This window comes from Variovorax sp. 3319, from assembly GCF_031456585.1.
Taxonomy (GTDB): domain Bacteria; phylum Pseudomonadota; class Gammaproteobacteria; order Burkholderiales; family Burkholderiaceae_C; genus Variovorax; species Variovorax paradoxus_P.
The window spans coordinates 191,674-214,059 of the sequence record NZ_JAVDUZ010000013.1 but is presented as its reverse complement, the minus strand read 5'-3'; the positions used below and the strand labels follow the sequence as shown (position 1 = coordinate 214,059).

Annotated in this window: 20 protein-coding genes; 11 read left to right on the top strand and 9 right to left on the bottom strand. The window is 64.4% G+C overall.

Features of this window, described 5'->3' with window-relative positions:
* Positions 1-452: ShlB/FhaC/HecB family hemolysin secretion/activation protein (locus tag J2X67_RS24440; protein ID WP_309957360.1), on the top strand; the 452-nt coding region annotated here is incomplete at its 5' end.
* Positions 453-903: 451 nt separating this feature from the next.
* Positions 904-1,509 carry a septal ring lytic transglycosylase RlpA family protein gene (locus tag J2X67_RS24435; protein ID WP_309957358.1) on the top strand — a complete coding sequence of 202 codons (606 nt, stop codon included), beginning with the start codon at positions 904-906 and terminating at the stop codon, positions 1,507-1,509.
* Positions 1,510-1,513: 4 nt separating this feature from the next.
* Here the strand turns inward: J2X67_RS24435 and J2X67_RS24430 are convergent, their stop codons facing one another.
* From J2X67_RS24430 to J2X67_RS24420, 3 genes are all read right to left on the bottom strand, one after another.
* A complete protein-coding gene (locus tag J2X67_RS24430; protein WP_309957356.1) occupies positions 1,514-2,215 on the bottom strand; it encodes an SDR family oxidoreductase in 702 nt (233 codons plus the stop codon).
* The gene (locus tag J2X67_RS24425) at positions 2,205-3,176 is read right to left on the bottom strand and encodes a tripartite tricarboxylate transporter substrate binding protein (protein WP_309957354.1); all 972 of its coding nucleotides are present in this window, start codon (positions 3,174-3,176) and stop codon (positions 2,205-2,207) included. The genes J2X67_RS24430 and J2X67_RS24425 overlap by 11 nt, the downstream gene beginning before the upstream one ends.
* A gap of 72 nt (positions 3,177-3,248) precedes the next feature.
* Positions 3,249-4,187 carry a dihydrodipicolinate synthase family protein gene (locus J2X67_RS24420; RefSeq protein WP_309957351.1) on the bottom strand — a complete coding sequence of 313 codons (939 nt, stop codon included), beginning with the start codon at positions 4,185-4,187 and terminating at the stop codon, positions 3,249-3,251.
* Between the two features lie 112 nt (positions 4,188-4,299).
* On the opposite strand from J2X67_RS24420, the gene J2X67_RS24415 reads away from it, so the two are divergent.
* Complete coding sequence (locus J2X67_RS24415; protein WP_309957349.1) at positions 4,300-5,235, top strand: LysR family transcriptional regulator; 936 nt, start codon at positions 4,300-4,302, stop codon at positions 5,233-5,235.
* A 20-nt stretch (positions 5,236-5,255) separates the two neighbouring features.
* On the opposite strand, the gene J2X67_RS24410 is transcribed toward J2X67_RS24415, so the two are convergent.
* Positions 5,256-7,100: a pectate lyase gene (locus J2X67_RS24410; protein ID WP_309957347.1), complete on the bottom strand. Its 1,845-nt coding sequence runs from the start codon at positions 7,098-7,100 to the stop codon at positions 5,256-5,258.
* A 365-nt stretch (positions 7,101-7,465) separates the two neighbouring features.
* Between J2X67_RS24410 and fusA the strand changes: the two genes are divergently transcribed.
* Positions 7,466-9,526 carry an elongation factor G gene (gene fusA, locus J2X67_RS24405; protein WP_309957345.1) on the top strand — a complete coding sequence of 687 codons (2,061 nt, stop codon included), beginning with the start codon at positions 7,466-7,468 and terminating at the stop codon, positions 9,524-9,526.
* Positions 9,527-9,565: 39 nt separating this feature from the next.
* Here the strand turns inward: fusA and J2X67_RS24400 are convergent, their stop codons facing one another.
* The gene (locus J2X67_RS24400) at positions 9,566-10,387 is read right to left on the bottom strand and encodes an IclR family transcriptional regulator (protein ID WP_309957343.1); all 822 of its coding nucleotides are present in this window, start codon (positions 10,385-10,387) and stop codon (positions 9,566-9,568) included.
* A gap of 133 nt (positions 10,388-10,520) precedes the next feature.
* On the opposite strand from J2X67_RS24400, the gene J2X67_RS24395 reads away from it, so the two are divergent.
* The 3 genes from J2X67_RS24395 to J2X67_RS24385 all read left to right on the top strand — a co-directional run bounded on the left by J2X67_RS24395 (position 10,521) and on the right by J2X67_RS24385 (position 14,344).
* Positions 10,521-11,492, top strand: coding sequence for a tripartite tricarboxylate transporter substrate binding protein (locus J2X67_RS24395; RefSeq protein ID WP_309957341.1), 972 nt, complete (start codon positions 10,521-10,523; stop codon positions 11,490-11,492).
* 19 nt (positions 11,493-11,511) lie between these two features.
* Positions 11,512-13,860, top strand: a complete 2,349-nt coding sequence (locus J2X67_RS24390; protein WP_309957338.1) for a cytochrome P450/oxidoreductase — start codon at positions 11,512-11,514, stop codon at positions 13,858-13,860.
* A gap of 106 nt (positions 13,861-13,966) precedes the next feature.
* Positions 13,967-14,344 carry a YbaN family protein gene (locus J2X67_RS24385; RefSeq protein ID WP_309957336.1) on the top strand — a complete coding sequence of 126 codons (378 nt, stop codon included), beginning with the start codon at positions 13,967-13,969 and terminating at the stop codon, positions 14,342-14,344.
* 57 nt (positions 14,345-14,401) lie between these two features.
* On the opposite strand, the gene J2X67_RS24380 is transcribed toward J2X67_RS24385, so the two are convergent.
* A complete protein-coding gene (locus J2X67_RS24380; RefSeq protein ID WP_309957334.1) occupies positions 14,402-15,571 on the bottom strand; it encodes an SMP-30/gluconolactonase/LRE family protein in 1,170 nt (389 codons plus the stop codon).
* Between the two features lie 244 nt (positions 15,572-15,815).
* Positions 15,816-16,325 carry a universal stress protein gene (locus J2X67_RS24375; protein WP_309957332.1) on the bottom strand — a complete coding sequence of 170 codons (510 nt, stop codon included), beginning with the start codon at positions 16,323-16,325 and terminating at the stop codon, positions 15,816-15,818.
* Between the two features lie 237 nt (positions 16,326-16,562).
* On the opposite strand from J2X67_RS24375, the gene msrB reads away from it, so the two are divergent.
* Both msrB and msrA read left to right on the top strand, forming a co-directional pair.
* On the top strand, positions 16,563-17,012 hold the full coding sequence (msrB, locus tag J2X67_RS24370; protein ID WP_309957330.1) for a peptide-methionine (R)-S-oxide reductase MsrB: 450 nt from the start codon (positions 16,563-16,565) through the stop codon (positions 17,010-17,012).
* The gene (gene msrA, locus J2X67_RS24365) at positions 17,009-17,536 is read left to right on the top strand and encodes a peptide-methionine (S)-S-oxide reductase MsrA (protein WP_309957328.1); all 528 of its coding nucleotides are present in this window, start codon (positions 17,009-17,011) and stop codon (positions 17,534-17,536) included. Before msrB ends, msrA begins: the two co-directional genes overlap by 4 nt.
* Positions 17,537-17,543: 7 nt before the next feature.
* Here msrA and J2X67_RS24360 read toward each other — a convergent pair whose 3' ends face one another.
* Entirely contained in the window at positions 17,544-19,256 is a 1,713-nt protein-coding gene (locus J2X67_RS24360) for a tannase/feruloyl esterase family alpha/beta hydrolase (RefSeq protein WP_309957326.1), read from the bottom strand.
* Positions 19,257-19,496: 240 nt separating this feature from the next.
* Here J2X67_RS24360 and J2X67_RS24355 point away from each other — a divergent pair, with 240 nt between their 5' ends.
* Positions 19,497-19,919 (top strand): tripartite tricarboxylate transporter TctB family protein, encoded by a 423-nt coding sequence (locus J2X67_RS24355; RefSeq protein WP_309957324.1) that lies wholly within the window; start codon positions 19,497-19,499, stop codon positions 19,917-19,919.
* A 12-nt stretch (positions 19,920-19,931) separates the two neighbouring features.
* Complete coding sequence (locus tag J2X67_RS24350; RefSeq protein WP_309957322.1) at positions 19,932-21,455, top strand: tripartite tricarboxylate transporter permease; 1,524 nt, start codon at positions 19,932-19,934, stop codon at positions 21,453-21,455.
* 29 nt (positions 21,456-21,484) lie between these two features.
* Here the strand turns inward: J2X67_RS24350 and J2X67_RS24345 are convergent, their stop codons facing one another.
* Positions 21,485-22,264, bottom strand: coding sequence for an IclR family transcriptional regulator (locus J2X67_RS24345; RefSeq protein WP_309957377.1), 780 nt, complete (start codon positions 22,262-22,264; stop codon positions 21,485-21,487).
* Positions 22,265-22,386: the final 122 nt, after the last annotated feature.

Here is a 22,386-nt window from a genome sequence, read left to right as displayed (position 1 = left end):
ACACGGTCGAGGTGAGCCTGAATGCGCCGTTCAAGCTGGGTGCGCAGAAGCTGCGCTATTCGGGGCTGGTGCGCGCGCAGTGGAACCGCACGCCGCTGATGCCGCAGGACCAGTTTTCGATTGGCGGGCGCTACACGGTGCGCGGCTTCGACGGCGAGACGAGCCTGATGGGGGAGCGGGGCTGGCTGATTCGCAACGATATCGGCTGGGCCATTCCCACAGGTTCAGGACAGAGCGGGGCGGAGCTGTACGTCGGCGCCGACTACGGGCATGTGGGCGGGCGCTCGGCGGTGGATGGGCTGGGCCGGAGCCTGGCGGGTGCGGTCGTCGGCGTGCGGGGGCAGTGGAGCAAGCTGAGCTACGACCTGTTCATGGGCGCGCCGATCAGCAAGCCGGAGGGGTATCGCACGGCCAGGACCACGTTTGGGTTCAATCTGAATGCGGGCTTCTAGCGGCAGATCGCCCATCCCTAGGTTGATCCGCAAGCCGGGCGCGATGTGCCATATCGCGCATATGCACGGGCGCTATTCCGGCACCCTGCAGACGATGTGCTTTTGAATAATCGTTAATGGATTGAACATCAATCCGGCTGAACCGCAGCAGGCCGGGTGAATTTATTCACGATCTTTAGTGGCAGCTGTGCAAAGCAATCAGCGCGTTATCCCGATCCGGGAATTTCGCACACGAAGCGCAGACCCGGCAGGGATGGCGGCGCATATTATCTCGGCCCCGGCTACTACGGCCGTTCTAATAGATAGAGAAGAATTTTGAAAACCGCCATCACCGTTACTGTCTTCGGAATTGCATTGATCCTGATCTCTGCGCTTCCTTCCACAGCACCCTCGTCGGAGCCAATTGACGTCGCCACCTCGTCGACGCAGACGCAGCGCTAGGTGAGCACCGTTGATTGCGCCTGATCTTGTGCAAAGAAAAGAAGGCTCGGTATCAAGGAGAAAGCCTCTTCTATTTCTATCGGTCGCCGGGCTGTGCGGGGTCTTGGGCGCATGTGCCCAGTTGCATCCTGAGGGGGCAAGTGACCAAGCCCATGCGGCGTTAGCCGGTCAAAATAGCCGGGGTGTCGTGGCAAATGTCATCGTGTCTTCATCACAAGACACCGAGCCATACATTGCCCCTCTACCTGAAGAGGCGGTGCCGCCTCGGGCCGACGTTCAACGCGCAGTGAAATCGGGAACTGCTCAGCGTGGCATCGCCTCATGGTACGGCAGAGCTTTCCATGGCCGTCGAACGGCGAACGGGGAGGTGTTCAACATGAATGAATTGACGGCCGCACATCGCACGCTTCCACTGGGAAGCTATGCCCGCATTTCGACATCGAGCGGCGGCCAGAAATCGGTCGTGGTTCGAATCAATGATCGCGGGCCATTCATCCGTAATCGCATCATCGACCTGTCGTATGCAGCGGCCTTGTCGCTCGGTCTTCAGCGCATTGGCACGATGCAGGTAGAAGTTGTTGCGCTTGAGCCAGCCAAGGCTCGTGTTGTCCGATAGATCTTCAGCGGTGCAGCGACGCACCACCGCAAATGGCAATGTCCTGCCCCGTAATGGCGGCGGCCGGCGCCGAGAGAAGAAAGGCAACGAGCGCGGCAATTTCTTCGGGCTGTATCAACCTTCCGATGGGGGGCAGGCGCGGTGCGCTGCCAACGCGCGCCGGGTCTTGCAGCATCGCGGTCTGTGTTGCGCCCGGCGACACCACGTTGATGGTGACGCCGCTTGCGGCCACCTCTGCGGCCCAGCTGCGCGCAAGCGCGACAAGTGCCGCCTTGGTGGCGGCGTATTGCCCGCGGCCGGGCATGCCTTGCGCCACACGGCTGCCAACGAACACCACGCGGCCGCTGCCGCGCTCGGCCATTGCGGGCACAAGCGCATCTGCAAGGCGCGCGGCCGCATCGACATGCAGGCGCCACATCAGTTCGCCGCCCGCATGGTCGAGCTGGCCTAGCGGGCCGACTCGCAGCACGCCAGCCGCATGCACCAGCGCATCGGCATCTTGCAGGGCTGCCGTCGCGTGTGCGATTGCTTCGGCATTCGACAGATCCACCGCCGTATGCGCGAAAGCCGAATGCGGCAGGGTGGCCGCCGCAAGGTCGATGCCGCTCACACGCCAGCCCTGCTCGAGCAGGTGCGAGGCAATAGCGCGGCCAATGCCGCTGCTGCTGCCGGTGACCACCGCATGCGGTGCCGCCTTATTCGACACGGATGTTGCCCTCGGTGATGATCTTCTTCGAGCGCTCCATGTCGGCATGCTGGAACTTGACGAAGTCTTCGACGCTGCCGGGCGTGAGCAGCAGCCCCTGCGCGTTCAGCGTTTCGCGCATGTCGGTGCCAAGCGCCTTGTTCACTTCGGCATTGAGCCGCTGCGTAATGGCCGCGGGCAGCTTGGCCGGGCCCCACAGGCCGTACCAGCTGTAGAACTCGTAGCCCGGAATGCTTTCGCCCACCGTGGGCACGTTCGGCAGGCTGGTGGCGCGGTTGGCCGAGGTAACGGCCACCACGCGCAGCATGCCGCTCTTGTGGTACTGCAGGGAGCCAAGAATCGGGTCGATGAAGCCGTCGATCTGCCCGCCGATCAGGTCCTGGAAGGCGGGTGCCGTGCCCTTGTACGGCACGATGAGATAGTCGAGCCCGCCTGCGCGCTTGAGCAGCTCGGTCGACAGGTGGCCGGCCGAGCCGATGGAGCCGACCGCAAATGTCATCTTGCCCGGGTTCGCCTTGGCATACGAGATGAGCGACTTGATGTCGGTAACCGGCAGGTTCTTGTTGATGGCCACCGACAGCGGCGCCTTGGCAACCAGCGCCACCGGCGTGAAGTCGCGCACAACCTCATAGGGCACGGACTTCATCGTCATCGGGGCCGTGGTGAAAGTCGATGCGTTGAACAGCAACGTGTAGCCGTCGGCCGGCGCCTTCGACACCACGTCGGCGCCGATCACGCCGTTGCCGCCGGGCCGGTTCTCCACGATGAAGGGTTGGCCGGTCTGGTCGCCAAGCTTTTGCGCGAGCAGGCGCCCCACGGTGTCGAGCGTGCCGCCGGGCGGAAACGGAATGACCACGCGCACCGGCCGTGCAGGCCAGGCTTGCGTCTGTGCAAAGCCGCAAGAAGCCGCGCCAAGCGCGAGTACCGCGAGCGTGGCGCGCAGGAAATAGTTGCGTTGCATGTCTCTTGTCTCCTTCTGGTTTTATGGGGGAGGGCACCGGCAGCGCCGGGCCCCTCGCTTGGTCGGATCAGGTCAGCGCTTCGACAAACCGGCTTGCTGCACTGCGGCGCGCAGCGCCTGCATCTCGCGTTCGTTCGGCGCCTCTGTGGGCGGGCGCACGGTGGCGTTGTCTAGCACGCCGGCCAGGAACATGCCGCCCTTCATGCGCGCATGCGCTTCGCCGGTCGGCTCGCCGCCGCCATACACGGCGTCTTTGAGCGGCGTGATGAGGGCTTGCACGGCCATGGCCTTCTTCAGGTCGCCGGCCTTCACTGCGTTCCACAGGTCGATGATCAGCTGCGGAATGAACGTGGCAAAGCCGACCAGCGCGCCGTCCACGCCTTGCACCATCGACGCCAGCAGGTATTCGTCGTGGCAGGTGAGGATGGCCTTCGACGCATCGGCCTCACGGATCGCCTGGATGTCGCGGGCGTATTTGTTCATGTCGCGCTGGCCCACCTTGAAGGCCTGCAGGTAGGGCAGGCGCGCCAGTTCGGCCAGCAGCTGCGACGAGTAAGAGGCGCGCGTCCAGGCCGGGTACACGTGGCAGACCAGGTCCAGTTCTGGCGCGGCGCGGTGAATAGCCTCGAAGTATTGCAGCGCATGGCCTGGCGTAAAGCCGAAGCGCAGCCAGTGGTGGGGCGGCATCACGTCCAGCGCCACGGCGCCGGCGGCCTGGGCTGCGCGTGCATGCTCCGCGGCTTCGGCCAGGCCCTCGCACACGATGGACGAGATGACCGGGGTGCGGCCGCGCAGCTCGTCAGCCACGATGCGGGTCACCTCGGCGCGCTCGGCCGGCGTCAGCGAAAACACCTCGCCGGTGTGGCCGTTGGTCATGACTGCCACCACGCCGTCGTGCCCCGCCAGCCACGAGGCCAGCTTGCGCAGCGCCGGTTCATCGATGCGGTGGTCGGCAGTAAAGGGGCAGGAAATGGCGGGAATGATCCCGCGATAATTCGCGATGGCAGGCATGCTGTGTCTCCGTTGTGGTTCAAGGTGCAGGAATGGGTGCATCTTTTGCCGGCGGGGCACGCGCCGTCCAATACTCGAATCGCATACAACTATTCAACCGATTGCGCTGCACATGGGCCCCGGCAACCGCCCCCTCGACCTCGAATGGCTGGAAGACTTCATTGCCCTGGCCGAGACCGGCAATTTCTCGCGCGCGGCGCAGGTGCGCTCCATTGCACAACCCGCTTTCAGCCGGCACATTCGCGCGCTGGAAGAATGGGTGGGTGTCGACCTGTTCGACCGCAGCGCGCATCCCGCGGCGCTGACTGCCGCCGGCAAGCGTTTTGAGCCGCTCCTGAAGGAACTGCTGGCCGGCCTGGAGGCCGCCCGCATCAAGGCGCGTGCGGCACACGACATGGCCGCGGCAAGCCTGAGATTTGCAGCCACGCACGTGCTGTCGCTGACCTTTTTTCCGCGCTGGTTGGGCAGTGTGGAAAGCCGGCTGAGCCTGGGTCCGATCCAGACGATTTCAGACAGCTCGCAGGCCTGCGAAGACCTGATGCAGCAGCGCCGCGTTCAATTTGTGCTGTGCCACGGGCATGACGGTGCACCGGGCCGGCTGGACGAAGGGCAGTATCCTGTTCTGCGGCTGAGCGAAGACGTGCTGGTCCCCGTGTCCGCACCGGATGCCCAGGGCCTGCCGCTGCACTCGCTTGGCACTGCCCGGGCGCCTTCGGTGCTGGCTTACAGCGAAGCCTCGGGCCTGGGGCGAATCATGCGGGCACTACAGGACAGCGAGTTCGGCAAAGACTTCGCATCATCGCTCTCGGTGGTTTTTACGGCGCACCACGCCGCACTGCTCAGAACCATGGCGCTCGAGGGGCGGGGCCTCGCATGGCTCCCGCTGAGCTTGGTTGCCGACGATCTGCAGGGCGGTGCGCTGGTGGATGCAGGCAAGGGCGCCTGGCGGGTGCCGGTGGAAATCCGGCTGTACCGCCAGGCTGCAAGCATGGCCCCCGTGGCCGAGGCGCTCTGGCAGCTGGTGAGCGCCGGGCAGCCCACCAGTTAATTGCCTGCTTGCCTGCGGCTTCAGGCCACCGGCGAAATGAACGAGATCAGCCGTCCCATGCGCGCGATGAAGTTCGATGTGACGATGAACTGCGGTTTTTCGCGCTTCACATACGGTTCGATCTCCGGCGGCGCATCCGCCGGATAGGGCGAGGTGTCGTAGATGTCGCCCACATGGCGGCTGCGATACGCCGTGCCGGTGTAAGGCGTTGTCGGGCCGTTGCCGCGATAAGGGTTCACGATCTCGGGCACGGGCGCGGTCCAGTAGTTGCCGTCCACCAGCGCGGCCAGAATCGTTTGCACTTCCGATTCGGGCACCACCGGTGTCTTCAGCACCGCGCCTTCGAACAAGTCCGGAAAGTCCACCTCGCGCACAGCGGCAAAGTACTTTGGCAGCGCGCGGGGCGTGGTGGCGCGCAGCGGCGACTTGGCGACCATGGCGTCGATCTGTTCCTGCGTCATGGCATTGAGTTCGTCCAGGCGCTTTTGCAGCGCGGCGGGGGTCACCGATCGGCCCGACGAATAGTGGCTGATCGTGTTGGTGATGTCCTTGTCGAAAAAGTACGCGCCGTTGTGGATGTTGGAGCCATAGCGGTGAATGAACAGCGGCTCGTTCGTGTCGAGTTCGATGAACGTGGCCACGTTGCGCCCGGCGAGCAGCGGGTTGATGGTCGCGACATCGGCCGGCAGCTGGATGGACGGCGACTTCAGCCAGTCGATTGCCTTTTGCAGTTGCGACAGGTACTTCTTGTCGCCGGTGAGCGTGAAGTAGCCGAACAACTGCTGGATGTTGGTCTGCGTGGTGTGCGTGGCCAGCGAGCGCGGCTCGTATGAACGGGCGCCCGCCGGAGCGCCCGCCGGGCGGCCATTGGTCTCGCGCGAAAGGTGCTGGAGGCTCCAGCCCGACTGCAGCGGCAGCACCGCCGAGGTCCACTGCATGCGCTGCATGCAGTCCATTGCCCGAACGATGTTGGCCACCAGGTCGGTGCGGCCCAGCGTCATCACGCACATGGTCAGAAACTTGATGTTCTCGCCCATGACGTCGTCGTTGAAGGTCACATGCAGCGTGTAGTCGCTGTCTTCCATGCCCGCACGCGCGCCCGCGGGCAACTGCTGCGGGTTGGGCAAGGGCATCGACGTGATCGCGTTCGGGTTGTGCGGAAAGCGCTGCGGCCAGCCGCCATCGGCAATGCCGAACTGCGGACCGAACTGCGCATCGGTGATGAACTTGATGGCCTTCTCGGTTGCGGCCTGGTAGAACGGGTCTTTCTTTTCCAGGTACATGCGCAGCATCAGCTGCGAGGCGACAGCGGTGGTGGCGTCGTCGAAGGTGGCATTGCCGTAGTAGTGCTGAAACTCTTCCAGGCGCCAGCCGTTCATGCCAACGGTTTCGTACCAGTGCTGCAGCGATGCCTCGCCGGCGAAGTCGTAGATGTAGTTCCAGCCGCCCGAACTGTGCTGGGCCGCGGCAACTGCCTTGGCGGTGCGGTCTGCAGCCTGGTAGAAGCGCTCGTCGCCGGTCGCGTGATACGCATCCAGGTAGATATGGCCGATGGAAGAAGTGCCCGGTGGCTGCAGCCAAAGCATGGTGCGCTTGGCTTCCATTTCTCCGAAGGTCTGCATGAGGTCGGGGGAGTACGACCAGACATAGCCGCCCTTGTACGAGACCACTTCGTCCATGTAGCTTGCCGCGCGCTTGAGCCCTGCCGCGGCTGTGGCCTGGGGAGTAGGGGCGGGCGGGGGCGCAGGGGGCGGTGGTGGTGGCGGAACAGGAAACGGAAAGCTCGGTCCGTCATTGCCGCCGCCGCCACAGGCTGCGAGAGCGACGGGAGACAGGACCGAAATTGCAAACTGTCGGCGTTTCATGGCATTTCCCTTTATTGGTTGAATGTCCGGGGTGAGTCGGGCAGCGTCGTCAGATGTCATACAACATCAGTTGTCATACGACGCGGCGGCCGGATTATTTCGGCGGCTATGGCGCCGAGTCAATCAGGAATTGCGGAGAATTCGCTTCAAAGTATTGGCAGTAGTTACATAGTTGTAGGACAACGTATGAGTCGTGGGGCGCGGCACACGTTTCCTTCCCGCTGCCTACCGGCGAAAGCCGGCCGGGGTTGGCGCCGTTGCGCCGGCAGTGCCAATCCCGTAGGCTGACTCTCAGCGTCTACACGCGATGCCCGAGCCTGTGCAGGCCGCCGGGCAGGCCTTCGGGACGCCAAGGAGTGCATGCCATGCCAAGCCGATCGAACGGCCTCGCGGCCGAGATGGAAGCAGTGCGAACGCTGGCGCTCGTGGGGCCTGCCGCCGCCGGCAAAAGCTCCCTTGCCGAGGCCTTGCTGCACAAGGCGGGCGCCATTGGGGCGTGCGGCAGCATCGAGCGCGGCAGCACCGTGAGCGACCACGATCCGCTCGAGCGCCGCATGCAGCATTCGCTCAACGCATCGGTGATGCACCTCACGCATGCCGGCACGCGCATCCACTTGATCGACACGCCCGGCGGGCCCGACTTTCTCGGCCAGAGCCTGCCCGCGCTGGAGGCGGTGGAAACGGCGGCCGTGGTCATCAATGCAGCAACCGGCATCGAACCGATGGCGGTGCGCATGATGGAGTACGCAGCCTCGCGCCACCTTGCCCGCATGATCATCGTCAACCGGATCGATGCGCAGGGCATCTCGCTCGCTGGGCTGCTGGCCGATATCCAGGCGACCTTCGGCCGCGAATGCCTGCCGCTGAACCTGCCGGACGGAGTCAACAGGCAGGTGGTCGACTGTTTCTTCAACCGCTTCGGGCGGTCCGACTTCGGGCCTGTCGAAGCGGCGCATCGCGCGCTGGTGGAGCAGGTGGTAGAGGTGGACGCCGCCTTTGTCGACCGCTACCTCGAAGAGGGCGACGTGGACCCGTCCGAGCTTCATGCGCCGCTGGAGCAGGCGCTGCGCGAAGGCCACCTGATTCCGGTGTGCTTTGTCTCGTCGCGCAGCGGCGCCGGTGTGGCCGAACTGCTCGACATCATCGTCAAGCTGCTGCCCGACCCCACCGAAGGCAATCCGCCGGAGTTCTTGCTGGGCGAGGGCGCAGAGGCCAAGCCGTTGGAGGTCAAGCCCGACCCGTCGCTGCACGTGCTCGCGCACGTGTTCAAGGTATCGGTCGACCCCTATGTGGGCAAGATGGGCATCTTTCGCGTGCACCAGGGCACGCTCACGCGAGACAGCCAGCTCTACATCGGCGACGGCCGCAAGCCCTTCAAGGTGGGCCACCTGTTCATGCTGCAGGGCAAAGACCATGTGGAGGTTTCGCATGCGGTGCCGGGCGACATCGTGGCGGTGGCAAAGGTGGAGGAGATTCATTTCGATGCCGTGCTGCACGACGCCGCCGAAGACAGCCACGTGCATCTGGCACCGCTCCCTTTCCCGGTGCCGGTGTACGGCCTGGCCGTGGAGCCCAAGCGCCATGGCGACGAACAGCGCGCCTGGGAAATCCTGGGCAAGCTCGCGGCCGAAGACCCGTGCCTGCGCATCGAGCATGTGGCGGCCACCAACGAGACGGTGCTCTATGGGCTTGGCGAGCTTCACCTTCGCATCGTGCTCGAGCGCCTTCGCGAGGTGTACCGCTTCGAGGTGCTGACGCGGCCGCCTCGCATCGCTTATCGCGAGACCATTGCAGCGCCGGCCGAAGGCCACCACCGCCACAAGAAACAGACCGGCGGCGCCGGGCAGTTCGGCGAAGTCTTCCTGCGCATCGAACCATTGGCGCGCGGCGCCGGCTTTCAGTTCGCCGATGAAGTCAGGGGCGGCGCGATTCCGGGCCAGTTCATTCCCGCGGTGGAAAAGGGCGTGCGCGAGGTGCTGGCCAGCGGTGCAATTGCCGGCTACCCCGTGGTCGACGTGCGCGTGGTGGTGTACGACGGCAAGCACCACAGCGTCGACAGCAAGGACATCGCCTTTGCAACCGCCGGCCGCAAGGCCTTCATGGCGGCCATCCGCGAGGCACGCCCGGTCGTGCTCGAACCGATTGTCGAGGTCGGTATCGACGTACCCGAACATTCCGTCGGCGACGTCACGAGCGATCTGTCTTCGCGGCGCGGCGTCGTCACCGGTACGTCAGACCTGGGGGCGGGCACTGTGAGCATCGGCGGCCAGGTGCCCATGGCCGAACTGGCCAACTACCAGTCGCGCCTCAACGCAATGACCAGTGGCCAGGGGCGCTACACCATCGCGTTGTCGCACTACGAAGCCGTGCCCCCCGGGGTTCAGCAAACGCTGATGGGGCAGTACCGCGTGCACGAAGAGGACTAGCAGGCCACTGGCCGGGGTGGCCGCCAACCGTGCTTGCCGCTATGCGTGGTTGCGATAGCCCAGCAACTCGCTGACCGCGCGTGCCTCGCGCCTTACTGCGGTGGCTATGGGGCCATTGATGGCGGGGTCGAAGCCACCTGTCGCTCCCAATGCCGTGAGCACCGCGCACACGCGGCCCGCATAGTCGTAGACCGGCGCTGCCACGGCGCTGATGCCGCGCAGGTAGGTGTCTTTGACGCTCGCGCAATGCGCCTTCTGCACGTCCCGGCGCAGTTGCCCGATAGGGTCGGCCGCATCGAGCGTGGCGCGCATGTCTTCAGGCGAATCGGCAAGCTCCTGCTCGGCGAGCGCAAGCACCCGCGACTCGTCGAGCAGGCCCAGGAACGCGCGGCCCGTGGCCGACCAGAGGATCGACATTACCGAGCCGGCACGCACGTTCACCGTAACGGGCAGGCCCGGCTCCTCGAAGCGCACGATGGTCGGCCCTTTGTTGCCCATGACGGCGACAAAGCAAGTGACCTCCAGCGACTCGCGCAGGCGGACCAGGCATGGCTCGGCCGCGCGAATCGGGTCGGCCTGGCGCATGGCCGCCAGGCCGATCTGGATGGCTTCGGTGCCAAGGTAGTAGTGCTGCGAGACGGCGTCCTGCAGCACCAGGCCTTCTTCCATCAGGCTGGCAAGGTAGCGGTGCACCTTCGCCGGGCTTTCCGCGACATGGGCCGAAAGCGCGGTGAGGCTGCTGCGGCCGCCCAGGTGCGCCAGCCCCTTGAGCACCGCCATGCCCGTTTCGGCCGATTGCACGCGCTGGCGGCGCTCGCGGGTTGCGGGAGAAAGGGTGGAGGGCGCCGGGGCTTTGGTCATGTGCGCTTGATGTTAGTTGCAGGTGCAGGGCGGCAAGGGGAACGGCCGTATTCAGGGTTAGCCCTCAAGAATCGTCATTACGCAATGCGTATGATATTTACGCAATACGAAACTACGCTAATTGGAGACTTTCATGAAAAACCGTCTTGCCCGCTGCCTTGCCGTCCTTTCCCTGCTTGCGGCGGCTGCGGGGGCCGGTGCCCAGACCTTCCCGGCCAAACCGATCCGCTGGCTCGTTCCCTACGCGGCAGGTGGCGGCTCCGATTTCCTGGCGCGCACGGTGGCGCAAACACTGTCCACCCAAGTGGGCCAGCCGGTGCTGGTAGACAACAAGCCCGGCGGCAACACCGCACTGGCCGCAGCCGAAACGGCACGCGCGCCGGCCGACGGCTACACCGTGCTGTCGGCCGACAACGGCACGCTGGTGTTCAATCCGGCGCTCTACAAATCGCTTTCGTACAGCCCCACCAAAGACCTGACGCCCGTCACGCTGATGGGCAAGTTCCCGATGATCCTGGTGGTCGGCGCCAACTCGGGCATTGCGTCGGCCAAGGACTTCATCGCCAGGGCCAAGGCCAAGCCGGGCGACGTGAGCTACGCCTCGGCAGGCGCAGGCAGCCCGCATCACCTGGCGATGGAACTGCTCAAGGTGGAGGCCGGCCTGTTCATGGTTCATGTGCCATACCGCGGTGCCGCGCCGGCGCTGGCCGACGTGGTGGGCGGGCAATTGCCGGCCATGATGGTCGACCTGGCGGCCGGTGCCGGCTTTATCAAGGGCGGCAAGGTCCGCGCGCTGGCGGTGGCCAACCCCACGCGCCTGCCGCAACTGCCCGATGTGCCCACCTTCGCCGAGCTTGGCTACAAGAATGTCGAAGCCGCGGCGCTGGTCGGCGTGGTCGTGCCTTCGGCCACACCGCCAGACGTTGTGAACACGCTCAATCGCGAACTGGTGGCCGCCATCAACGAGCCGTCGGTGCGCAAGCGCATGGTCGACTTTGGTGTCGAGCCGGTGGCAAACACGCCCGCCCAATATGCCGCGCTGCTCAAGAGCGAGACGGTGCGCTGGCACAAGCTCATTCGCGACCTGAAGATCACGCTCGACTGACGCGAGCCGGGAACCCCCCATGTCCGATACCGCCAATCTCCCGCGCTCGCCAGGCTGCCCGGTCGCGCACGGGCCGCTGTCGTCCGAGCGCACGCCTACCGGTTGCCCGGTGAGCGCGCGCGCCGCCGAGTTCGATCCCTTCGAAGACGGCTACCAGCAAGACCCGCCCGAATACGTGCGCTGGGCGCGCGAGAAAGAGCCGATCTTCTACAGCCCCAAGCTCGGCTACTGGGTGATCACGCGCTATGACGACATCAAGGCGGTGTTTCGCGACAACATCACCTTCAGCCCCTCGAACGCGCTGGAAAAAATCACGCCGACGAGCGACGAGGCCAACGCGGTGCTCGCCTCCTATGGCTTCGCGCTGAACCGCACGCTGGTGAACGAGGACGAGCCCGCCCACATGCCGCGCCGGCGCGTGTTGATGGACCCGTTCACGCCCGAGGCGCTCAAGCACCACGAGCCGATGGTGCGCGAACTGGCCCGCACCTATGTCGACCGCTTCATCGACGACGGCAAGGCCGATCTGGTGGACCAGATGCTGTGGGAGATTCCGCTGACCGTGGCGCTGCACTTCCTGGGCGTACCCGAAGAAGACATGGACACGCTGCGCAAGTACTCGATTGCGCACACCGTCAACACCTGGGGCCGCCCTAAGCCCGAGGAGCAGGTGGCCGTGGCGCATGCAGTGGGCAATTTCTGGCAGTACGCCGGCAAGGTGCTCGAGAAGATGCGGCAAGACCCCGACGCGCCCGGCTGGATGCAGTACGGCATTCGCAAGCAGAAGCAGTACCCCGAGGTGGTGACCGATTCGTACCTGCACTCGATGATGATGGCCGGCATTGTGGCCGCGCACGAGACCACCGCCAATGCCACCGCCAACGCGATGAAGCTGCTGTTGCAGCATCCCAATGTGTGGCAAGAGCTGTGCGAAGACCCGAGCCTCATTCCCAACGCGGTGGAAGAGTGCCTGCGGCACAACGGATCGGTGGCCGCGTGGCGGCGCCTCGTTACCAGGGATACGCAGGTAGGCGGCGTGGACCTGCCCGCGGGGGCGCGGCTCCTGATCGTCACATCGTCGGCCAACCATGACGAGGCGCATTTTGCCGATGCCGACCTGTTCGACATCCGCCGCGACAACGCGAGCGACCACCTGACCTTCGGCTACGGTTCGCACCAGTGCATGGGCAAGAACCTTGCGCGCATGGAAATGCAGGTCTTCCTCTCCGAGTTCACACGGCGCCTGCCGCACATGCGGCTCGCGCAGCAGCGCTTCACCTATGTGCCGAACACTTCGTTCCGCGGACCCGAGCACCTGTGGGTCGAGTGGGACCCTGCGGCCAATCCCGAACGCCAAAACCCGGCGTTGCGCGAGGCGCAGTTGCCGGTGCGCGTGGGCGAAACGTCGCGGCACGCCGTGTCGCGGCCCGTGGTGGTGGAGCGCGTTGAGTGCGTTGCCGATGGCGTGCTGAAGCTGCGCCTGGTATCGCCCGACGGCAAGCCGCTGCCGCGCTGGACCCCGGGTTCGCACATCGACGTGGAATGCGGTTCGCCCGAGTTGTCGCGCCAGTACTCCCTTTGCGGCGACCCGGACGATGCCGGCGCGTTGGAGATTGCGGTGCTGCACGAGCCCGGGGGGCGCGGCGGCTCGGCCTGGGTGCACACGCAGGTGAAAGCCGGCGACCGGCTGCGCATTCGCGGGCCGCGCAATCACTTTCGCCTCGACGAGTCGCTGAAGAAGGCGATCTTCATTGCGGGCGGCATCGGCATTACGCCCGTGAGCGCAATGGCGCGCCGCGCCAAGGCACTCGGCATCGACTACGAGCTGCATTACAGCGGCCGCAGCCGGAAGCACATGGCCTTTCTCGACGAACTCGCGGCGCTGCATGGTGAGCGGCTACGCATCTATGCGCGCGACGAAGGCCTGCGCTGCGATTTGCAGTCGCTGCTTGCCAAACCGGTGGAGGGAGCCCAGGTCTACGCCTGCGGTCCGCTGCGGATGCTCGAGGCGCTCGAAGACTGCTGCACCGCATGGCCCGAGGGCACCTTGCGCGTCGAGCATTTCGAATCGACGCTCGCCACGCTCGACCCTTCGAAAGAGCATGCGTTCGAAGTCGAGCTGAAGGATTCAGGCCTGGTCGTCACAGTGCCGCCCGACCAGACATTGCTGTCGGCCTTGCGCGCGGCAAACGTCGATGTGCAGAGCGACTGCGAGGAGGGCCTTTGCGGCTCGTGCGAAGTGCGGGTGCTGGCCGGCAAGGTGGACCATCGCGACATGGTGCTGACCCGTTCGGAGCGAGAGGCCAACACAAGGATGATGGCTTGCTGTTCGCGTGCTTGCGAGGGGCGGTTGGTACTGGAGCTGTAGGCAAGATTGGCAGGCAGTCAATCAGGCTGTCGCGATCTGCATTGGCCTACCATCGGCCGATGCTGCAACCTTCATTACCCGCACGGCATTTCACGGAGAGCGCCCGTTGAGGCGAGTCGGCGCGTCTGTCGCAAAAGTGCTCTGGCGTGCGCTGGCATTGGTGCTGGTCGCCCTGGGTCTGATCGGTGTCTTTCTGCCCGTGTTGCCCACGGTGCCTTTTCTGCTGGCTGCCGCGTGGGCAGGCGGGCACGGCTGGCCTGCCCTGGAGCAGTGGCTTGTCGGCCACCCGCGCTACGGCAAGCACATCCGGCAATGGCGGCAGGGCGGCTTCGTGCCGCGCCGCGCAAAGTGGGCCGCAAGCTGGATGATGATCTTCAGCTCGGCCGTGCTGCTCGTCACCAACGCCCCCATTGCCGCGAAGATCGGCGCGCCGCTTTTCATGGCGGCGGTCGCCATCTGGCTGTGGATGCGGCCTGAGCCGTGATCCACGGCGGAGCAGGGGAGCAGGGGGGCAGCTGGTGCCCGCAGTTTCTCGCCGGTGCTAACCCGGTGCCGCGCCCTGCGTAGCGGTGTAGACCGCATACAGCGACTGGCTGGCCGCCATGAACAGGCGGTTGCGCTTGGGGCCGCCGAAGCAGATGTTGCCGCAGACCTCCGGCAGCCGGATACGCCCGATGAGCCGGCCTTGCGGCGTCCAGACAGTAACGCCGCTGTAGCCTACGCTGCGGCCCGCATTGCTGGAGCACCACAGGTTGCCATCGACATCGGCGCGCACGCCGTCTGGCGCGCATTTCACGCCGTCGACCATGAAGTTGCTGAAGAGCTTGCCGTTGCTGAGCTTGTTGTCCGGTCCGACGTCGAACACATACATGTCGCCTTTGCCGCCTGCAATGGTGTCGCCGGGCCCCTGCCCGGTGCTGACGATGTAGAGCTTCTTGAAGTCGGGCGAAAAGCACAGGCCGTTCGGGTCGGGCACAACATCTTCGCCGGCCACCTGGGTGAGCGTGCCGCTCTTGTCCAGGCGATACACAGCGGTGGGTAGCTCGCGCTTGTAAGAGCCGATTTCGGGCGGCTGCCCGAGCCGCGGATTCAGCCGGCCGGCCTTGTTGGCGGGCCCGCCCGGCGCATCGACTGCGCCTTCGTAGAGCTGGGCGCCGTAGGGCGGGTCGGTAAACCAGTAGCTGCCATCGGGATGCGGGACGATGTCGTTGGGCGAATTGAGCTGCTTGCCGTTGAAGCTGGAGGCGAGCACGCTCACCGATCCGTCGAGCTCGTAGCGCACCACGCGCCGCGTCAGGTGTTCGCAGGACAGCTGCCTCCCCTGGTAGTCGAAGGAGTTGCCGTTGCTGTTGTTGGAGGGTGAGCGAAACACGCTCACGTGGCCGTCGTCTTCGCTCCAGCGCAGTTGCCGGTTGTTCGGAATGTCGCTCCACACCAGAAAACGGCCGACCGAATTCCACGCCGGCCCTTCGGACCACAGTGCGCCGGTCCACAGCCGCTGGATGGGTGCGTTGGGCTGCCGCAGGCCGTCGAAAGCGGGATCGACCGTGAGCACATCGGGATCGGTGAAGTACGTGGTCGGGGCCGCGCCAGGTCCAAAGTCGCGCGGCGGCTGGGTGATGGTGCTCGGCGGCGCAGCAGGCTTGCCCGACGCGGATTGCGCATAGGTCCATTGCGGAAAGACGAACGAGGCGCCGACTGCGGCTCCCACACCCCCAAGAAGCTTTCGGCGTAGTACCGAACTATTCAATCCCGGATCGATTTTTTCCTGTGCCACGAATCACTCCATGAAAACGATGGAAGAAGCTGCAGATAGCGAGACCGCAAAACCGGTCGCATGCTACGCGCTTCTCCTGCGCCGCACCAGATTGCGCCGATGCTGCATGAGCTGCATCGGGTTCGATGTTGCGCAAGGTCCGTTTCGATCAGGAGCGATGGTCGATCGGCCGTGGGCTCTACTGGCTTGCGACGAAGCCGCTGGGCATTTCGAACCGTGCGGCCTCGGCCCTGGCATGCGCTTCGGGCGCGCGAACCAGCAGCACCGGAACGCTGGCGTGCCGCAAGATGAGTTCGGCGCTGCTGCCCATCACCATGCGCCCCAGGCCCCGGCGTCCGTGCGTTCCCAGCACGATCAGGTCCGCCGGCCAGGATGCGGCCTCTTGCGTGACGCGGTCGGGCACGGCGCTGCGGAAGGTGTCGCGCAGCACGGAGTCGGCCTCTACGCCTTCGCTGGCAGCCCTGGCCACGCCTTCTTCGAGCAGCCGGGTGCCCGCGGCGCGCAGCTCGTGCAGCCAGTCGCCCCTTTGCCCCGAGTAGGCGTCCATTGCCAGGGCGAACGAGAGCTCGTCGATCACGTGGATGAGCCGCAGCCGCCCTTGCGTGAGCCTGGCAAGGCGAATCGCTTCGCCCAAGCCATGGCTGGATGTAGAGCTTCCATCGACAGGAACAAGAATTCGCTGGTACATGGTGTCCTCGCTGGCAGTGGTCAGGTGGCCAGTATTCCGGTCGGCTCGTGGCGGCACTTGATATCGATCAACCCAGCGTGATCTCGCCCGGCTGGGCATTCCTGGGCAAAGCATCCGGTCGATCCGCCGAAGGACACACTCGCTTGCAGGGCTTGTCAATTGCGAGAAGATCCCAAGATCATTGACTCGCGCCCACCTATCCCGCCCACCTATAGTGGCCTTCTTTGGAGAAACCGAATGCCCGACTACCGCAAGACGCCCGAAGCCGTTGCCGCACTGTCACCGGAACAGTTCCGCGTGACGCAGGAAAGTGCAACCGAACGCCCCGGAACAGGCGAATACCTAGAAAACAAGGAGCCCGGAATCTACGTCGACATCGTTTCGGGCGAACCCTTGTTCGCATCGTCCGACAAGTACGACTCCGGCTGCGGATGGCCCAGCTTCACCAAGCCCATCGAGCCCGCGCACGTCAACGAGCTGCGCGACACCACGCACGGAATGGTGCGCATCGAGGTTCGCTCGGCGCACGGCGACAGCCACCTGGGCCATGTTTTTCCGGACGGCCCCAGGGACCGCGGCGGGCTGCGCTATTGCATCAACTCGGCATCGCTGCGCTTCATTCATCGCAATGACATGGCCGCAGAGGGCTATGGCGACTACCTGAACCAGGTGGAGGACATCAAGTGAACAACGAACGCGCAATCCTCGCAGGCGGCTGCTTCTGGGGCATGCAGGACCTGATTCGCCGATACGAAGGCGTTGTTTCAACGCGCGTGGGCTACACGGGCGGCGACGTTCCCAATGCCACCTACCGCAACCACGGCACGCATGCGGAGGCCATCGAGATCGTTTTCGATCCAGAGAAGATCAGCTATCGCAAGCTGCTCGAGTTCTTCTTCCAGATTCACGACCCGACCACGCTCAACCGCCAGGGCAACGACATGGGCCTCAGCTACCGGTCGGCCATTTTCTTCACAAGCGGAGAGCAAAAGCGCATCGCCGAAGACACGATTGCCGATGTGAATGCATCGGGCATCTGGCCCGGCAAGGTGGTTACCGAGGTTGCCGCGGCGGGGCCTTTCTGGGAAGCGGAGCCGGAGCACCAGGACTACCTGGAGCGCATTCCCAATGGGTACACCTGCCACTTCGTGAGACCCGACTGGAAGCTTCCGGTGCGCGCCGGCGCAACGCAGCCGGCGTCTCCTCGATAAACCTGCTTCAAGAAGCCCGGCACTGATAGCTCGACGCCTGCCTGCGGTCACCGCCGACGTAGTGTGGGTAGCTGGGATGGCGGCACATGGGACGCGAGGCTTGCAGCCCGAACGGCGGAAGCGGGGCCTTCACAACCTGCACCAGGGCATTCGCAGGTGCATCGCCGGCGCTTACCCATCGGTCCAACGGGTCGAGCAAGTCCACCATCGTCGGCACTGCAGACCCACCGGCAACTGCGCGCGAGTTGCCGGAATGCGTTGAGCCGGGCGAAACGTAGAGCCGTACAGACTTTTCGGCTGCCGCAGCACCCAACCGCGCCACGAGCGCTTCGTGATACTGAAGGCCCATGAGTGCGCTCTGCGCGCGATCGGCGGCGTTTTCGCGCAGGATGAGCTTGCCGCCGCGCGCAAAGAATGCCGACAGGTCCGGGTTGGTGGAGTCGATCAGCGCCGAGGTCTTTTGCACCCGGTCGCGAAAATCTTCTGGGCGATAGCTGCGCACGTCGTAGTTCCTGTCCCGTGCGATTGCATGGCGGATCCAGTTGCTTCCATAGATCCACTGGGTGGAATTGCGCGCGGCATCGGGCGGCGACGCGGGCGCCGCCGTACCGGTAACCCAGCGCACCAAGTTGAGGGCGGAGGGCCCGTCGAGGCTGTCTTCGTGGCCGTACAGCCATGGGGGATACGCCGTGAGGCCATTGGCTATGGGAAAAGGAAACACGTAAGGCGAGTGGATGGCCTGCATCAGGCGAAGCTCGGCATCGGAGAGGCAATGCACGCCAGCATCGCCGCCGTCCGGGCAGCGCAGGGGCTGCAGGTCCACGCGAGCCTGGCACGCCATGTAGTTGTTCACCACGCCATCCGCCAGTCCGTCCAGCGCATCGCATGCATTGGAGGTGGCCTTGGCGATGAGCGCCGTTTTTTCCGGCTGCAGCCAATCCGTGTGTTGCGGCACCTGGTTGCGCACGAAGGCATGGAACAGGCCGGTCCAGTTGATGACGGGAACAATGCTGACGATGCCGTCGTAGTCCGCCGGAAACCGCTGCGCCATCGCCAGCCCTTCACGTCCACCCTCGGAGCCGCCGAAGTAATACATGCGCTGGGGCGTCCTGGCGTAGTACGCGCGCATGACGTTCACGGCCACGTCTTTCACTTTCTTGTAGGAGGCGAAAGCAAAGTTCTCGAGCATCTCGTCGTTCAGCGCGAAGGCACCGGGCTCTCCTGGCGGAAAGGCGGACGCCTGGTGGCCGGAGTCTTGTCCGAAGGTCGCGTAGCCTCGTGCGATTGGCAGGGAATCGTCCGGCGCCGCGTCGCGCAGGGGCGCCAGACCGGTGATCAGCACACCGTTGAAGCCGCCGCCGCCGTACTGCAGTGCCTTGCCATTCCAGGTGGTCGGGAGGTTCAGCTGAAAGTGGATGGCTTGCGCTGCTGGGTCGCGCGATGCGATGGTGCCGCTTACCTTGCAGAACTGGGGCAGCGCCGGCATGAACGCGCCGGCATTGACCGTTGCAGCAGAAGCCTCCGTGAGAACCGCCGACGTAATCGAGGCCCTGCCGCTGGGTAATCCGATTGCGTCCGGCTCGATCACCCGGCCCGCAAGATCCGCGCAGGCCGCTGCAGGCTGCCCGGCGTTCGGAGAAACCGTGCCGCATGCCGACAAGGCTACGGCAAGCAATGCAGTGCCGGTACGAACGAGTGCGCGAAAAGCTGAGTGGTTCATGGTGTCTCCAGGCTCTGTTGATACCTCAGCCAGCCTTCGGGGTCAAACGACGCTGAATGCTCCACGCGCGTTGGGAGCGCGCCAGCGTCCAGATACGTAGTTCCCCTCGCATCGGCGTCAGATTGCGATCAGTTCGACGCAAGAGGATTCGAACGTCCGGAGTCCAGTCCGGACGGAGACAAGCCGGGCCGTATTCACCTGCGCCGGCTGCGTTCGACAAACCCTCTACATCGAGAACGTATGAGAAACAGAAATCTTGCCAGGGGACTCTTCCTCATGGCAATTGCGCTGGCGTTTGGGCTCACCGCGCTTCGCTATCCCATCGGAGACCTGAGCCGCGCCGGGCCCGGCCTGTTCCCCGTGATGGTGAGCAGCCTGCTGCTGCTGATCGGCCTTTCGACGGTGGTCCGGTCGTTTTTCGTCGAGCCGGTGCGGCTGGACCTTCATTTCAAGAACATCGCGCTCATCCTGGGCAGCCTTTGCGGCTTTGCATTGATCTCGATGTACCTGGACATGGCCGTGGGTATTGTCTTCATGGTGTTCTGCTCGGCCTTTGCCGGCAGCTCGAACTCTTGGCTGCGCAACGTCAAGATTTCTGCCGGCCTGATTGCCATGGCTTTCGCGCTCCAGAAGCTTCTCGGCTTGAACCTGCCGCTTTTTTGAGGCACCACCATCATGGAAGTCTTGCACAACCTGGCGTTCGGCTTTTCGCACGCCCTCACGTGGCAGAACCTGCTGTTCTGCGCTATTGGCTGCACGGTGGGAACGCTGGTCGGCCTCCTGCCGGGCCTGGGCCCGCTGGCAACCATCAGCCTGCTGCTGCCGCTCACATATTCCATTCCCACGACCGGCGCGCTCATCATGCTGGCAGGCATTTACTACGGTGCGCAATACGGCGACAGCGTGAGCGCCATCACCATGAAGATCCCGCACGCGAGCAGCATCGTGGCGTGTATCGACGGGTATGCGATGACGCTGAAAGGGCAGACCGGGCTGGCGCTGTTCACGGCCGGTTTCTCCAGCTTCATAGGCGGCACCGTGGCCATCCTGGTGCTGTCGTTCTTCGCGCCCATGCTCGGCGAGGTCGCCTTTCTGTTCGGCCCTGCGGACTATGTTGCGATGATGCTGGTCGGCTTTGTTTGCGTGAGCTTCGTTACCACCGGCAGCCTGTTGAACGGCCTTGCCATGTGCATGATTGGCGTACTGCTGGGAACGATTGGCACCGACGTGAACAGCGGCATGGCGCGCTTCACGCTCGACATGCCATTCTTGACGGACGGCGTCGGCATTGTGAGCATTGCGCTGGGCTGCTTCGGCATTGCCGAGATCACCAAGAACCTCGACTCGCGCGAAGAGCGGTCACCCTTCAACGGCAAGATCAACCTGATTCCCACCTGGGCGGAGTTCAAGCGGATCATTCCCAGTGCGCTGCGCGGCAGCGTGGTTGGCTCGTTGCTGGGCATCTTGCCCGGCGGCGGCCCGACCATCGCGCAGTTTGCGGCCTATGCGCTCGACAAGAAGGTGAGCAAGTACAAGCACGAGATCGGCTCCGGCTGCATCGAGGGCGTGGCCGGCCAGGCCGCGGCAGACGAAGCGGCAGCGCGCACCAGCTTCATTCCGCTGATGAGCATCGGCATTCCCGAGAATGCGGTCATGGCGCTGATGCTTGCGGCCTTCATCATCAAGGGCATCCAACCGGGGCCCAACATGATCGGCGCGCACCCCGAACTGTTCTGGGGTCTGGTGGCCAGCATGTGGATCGGCAACGTGTTCTTGCTGGTGCTGAACGTGCCGCTGGTGCGCTACTGGCTTTCGGTGTTCAAGATTCCCTACAGCGTGCTGTTTCCGTCAATCCTGTTCTTCTGCTGCATTGGCACCTACAGCGTCAACAACAACCTCGAAGACGTCTTCATCACCTCAGCCTTCGGCTTCATGGGGTACATGTTCATGCGGCTCGAACTGGATGCCGCGCCACTCATGCTCGGCTTCATCCTGGGCCCGATGCTGGAAGAAAACTTCCGCAGGGCGATGCTCCTGAGCCGCGGAAGCTTCAACGTCTTCGTCAACCGGCCGATCAGCGGCACGCTCATGGCAATGATTGCGGTGTTTACTGTTTGGCAGGTTGCCGCCTTTTTTATCAAGACTCAAAGGAAGAACGTCGGCACGGGTGTTGTGCACGGGGTGCTGGCGGAGGAATGAAGCTCGCGCCCCGTAGGGCGTAGAGCTTTTCACGCCCGCTTCTTGAACATGGCCGACGCACCGCTCGCCGCGCGAATTCTTTCGGCAGTGTCGAGCAAGGCTTCCGACAACTCCTCCATGCGTGCCTCGGTCAGGCGCACCAGCGGGCCGGCGATGGTGACCACGCCTATCGCCCCCGTGGGTGACATCACCGGTGCGGCCATTGCCGTCATCTGCGGTGCAAACACTTCACTGATCATGCTGAAGCCCCGCTTGCGTGCTGCCTGCACATAGGCCAGCAGCGCCTTGACGGTGGTGGGAGCCTTGGGGCCGAAGTCTTTTGGCAAACCGAAGCCCTGCCTGGCAACGAGGCGCATGGCTTCTTCGTCGCTCATGGTCGACAGCCATGCGTGGCCGGCGGAGCTGCACGAGAGTCGCACCGACAAGCCCATGTCGGGGTCATAACGCAGACCCCGGCGTGCGCCCTGAGCCTTGGCGACAAAGGTGAGATCGTCACCGTCGACCACGGCCAGGCGCACCAGCTCGCCCGCTTCTTCGGCCAGGCTGTCGAGCAGCGGCTGGGCCACATCGACCACCCCCGAGGCGCTTAAAAAGCCCAGGCCCAGCGATACGAGCTTGATGGTCAAAACGTATTCGCCCTGCTCACGCACCTGCCGCACATAGCCGCAGCGGCACAGATCGGCCAGCAGCCGGTGGGTGGCGCTGAGCGGCATGTCGAGGGTGGCGGCGATCATGGAGACGGTTTGCCCCTCGGGGTGCGCGGCCAGCTGCTCCAGCGTTTTGAAGCTTCGTTCGAGAAGGATGCTCATGGAGAAATGACGTTTTTCAAGGCAAGGGCAGGGAGCCATTTGGCCACGCTGTGCGGCCAGGTCAGGCAGAAAATGATAATGGTTTTCCATATTGGAAAGACTTTCCAATTTGATTGATGATC

Coding starts and splice junctions, on each gene's coding strand:
- J2X67_RS24425 (WP_309957354.1), bottom strand. CDS start 3,176: ATGCAACGCAACTATTTCCTGCGCGCCACGCTCGCGGTACTCGCGCTT.
- J2X67_RS24420 (WP_309957351.1), bottom strand. CDS start 4,187: ATGCCTGCCATCGCGAATTATCGCGGGATCATTCCCGCCATTTCCTGC.
- J2X67_RS24415 (WP_309957349.1), top strand. CDS start 4,300: ATGGGCCCCGGCAACCGCCCCCTCGACCTCGAATGGCTGGAAGACTTC.
- J2X67_RS24410 (WP_309957347.1), bottom strand. CDS start 7,100: ATGAAACGCCGACAGTTTGCAATTTCGGTCCTGTCTCCCGTCGCTCTC.
- fusA (WP_309957345.1), top strand. CDS start 7,466: ATGCCAAGCCGATCGAACGGCCTCGCGGCCGAGATGGAAGCAGTGCGA.
- J2X67_RS24400 (WP_309957343.1), bottom strand. CDS start 10,387: ATGACCAAAGCCCCGGCGCCCTCCACCCTTTCTCCCGCAACCCGCGAG.
- J2X67_RS24395 (WP_309957341.1), top strand. CDS start 10,521: ATGAAAAACCGTCTTGCCCGCTGCCTTGCCGTCCTTTCCCTGCTTGCG.
- J2X67_RS24390 (WP_309957338.1), top strand. CDS start 11,512: ATGTCCGATACCGCCAATCTCCCGCGCTCGCCAGGCTGCCCGGTCGCG.
- J2X67_RS24375 (WP_309957332.1), bottom strand. CDS start 16,325: ATGTACCAGCGAATTCTTGTTCCTGTCGATGGAAGCTCTACATCCAGC.
- msrB (WP_309957330.1), top strand. CDS start 16,563: ATGCCCGACTACCGCAAGACGCCCGAAGCCGTTGCCGCACTGTCACCG.
- J2X67_RS24360 (WP_309957326.1), bottom strand. CDS start 19,256: ATGAACCACTCAGCTTTTCGCGCACTCGTTCGTACCGGCACTGCATTG.
- J2X67_RS24355 (WP_309957324.1), top strand. CDS start 19,497: ATGAGAAACAGAAATCTTGCCAGGGGACTCTTCCTCATGGCAATTGCG.
- J2X67_RS24350 (WP_309957322.1), top strand. CDS start 19,932: ATGGAAGTCTTGCACAACCTGGCGTTCGGCTTTTCGCACGCCCTCACG.
- J2X67_RS24345 (WP_309957377.1), bottom strand. CDS start 22,264: ATGAGCATCCTTCTCGAACGAAGCTTCAAAACGCTGGAGCAGCTGGCC.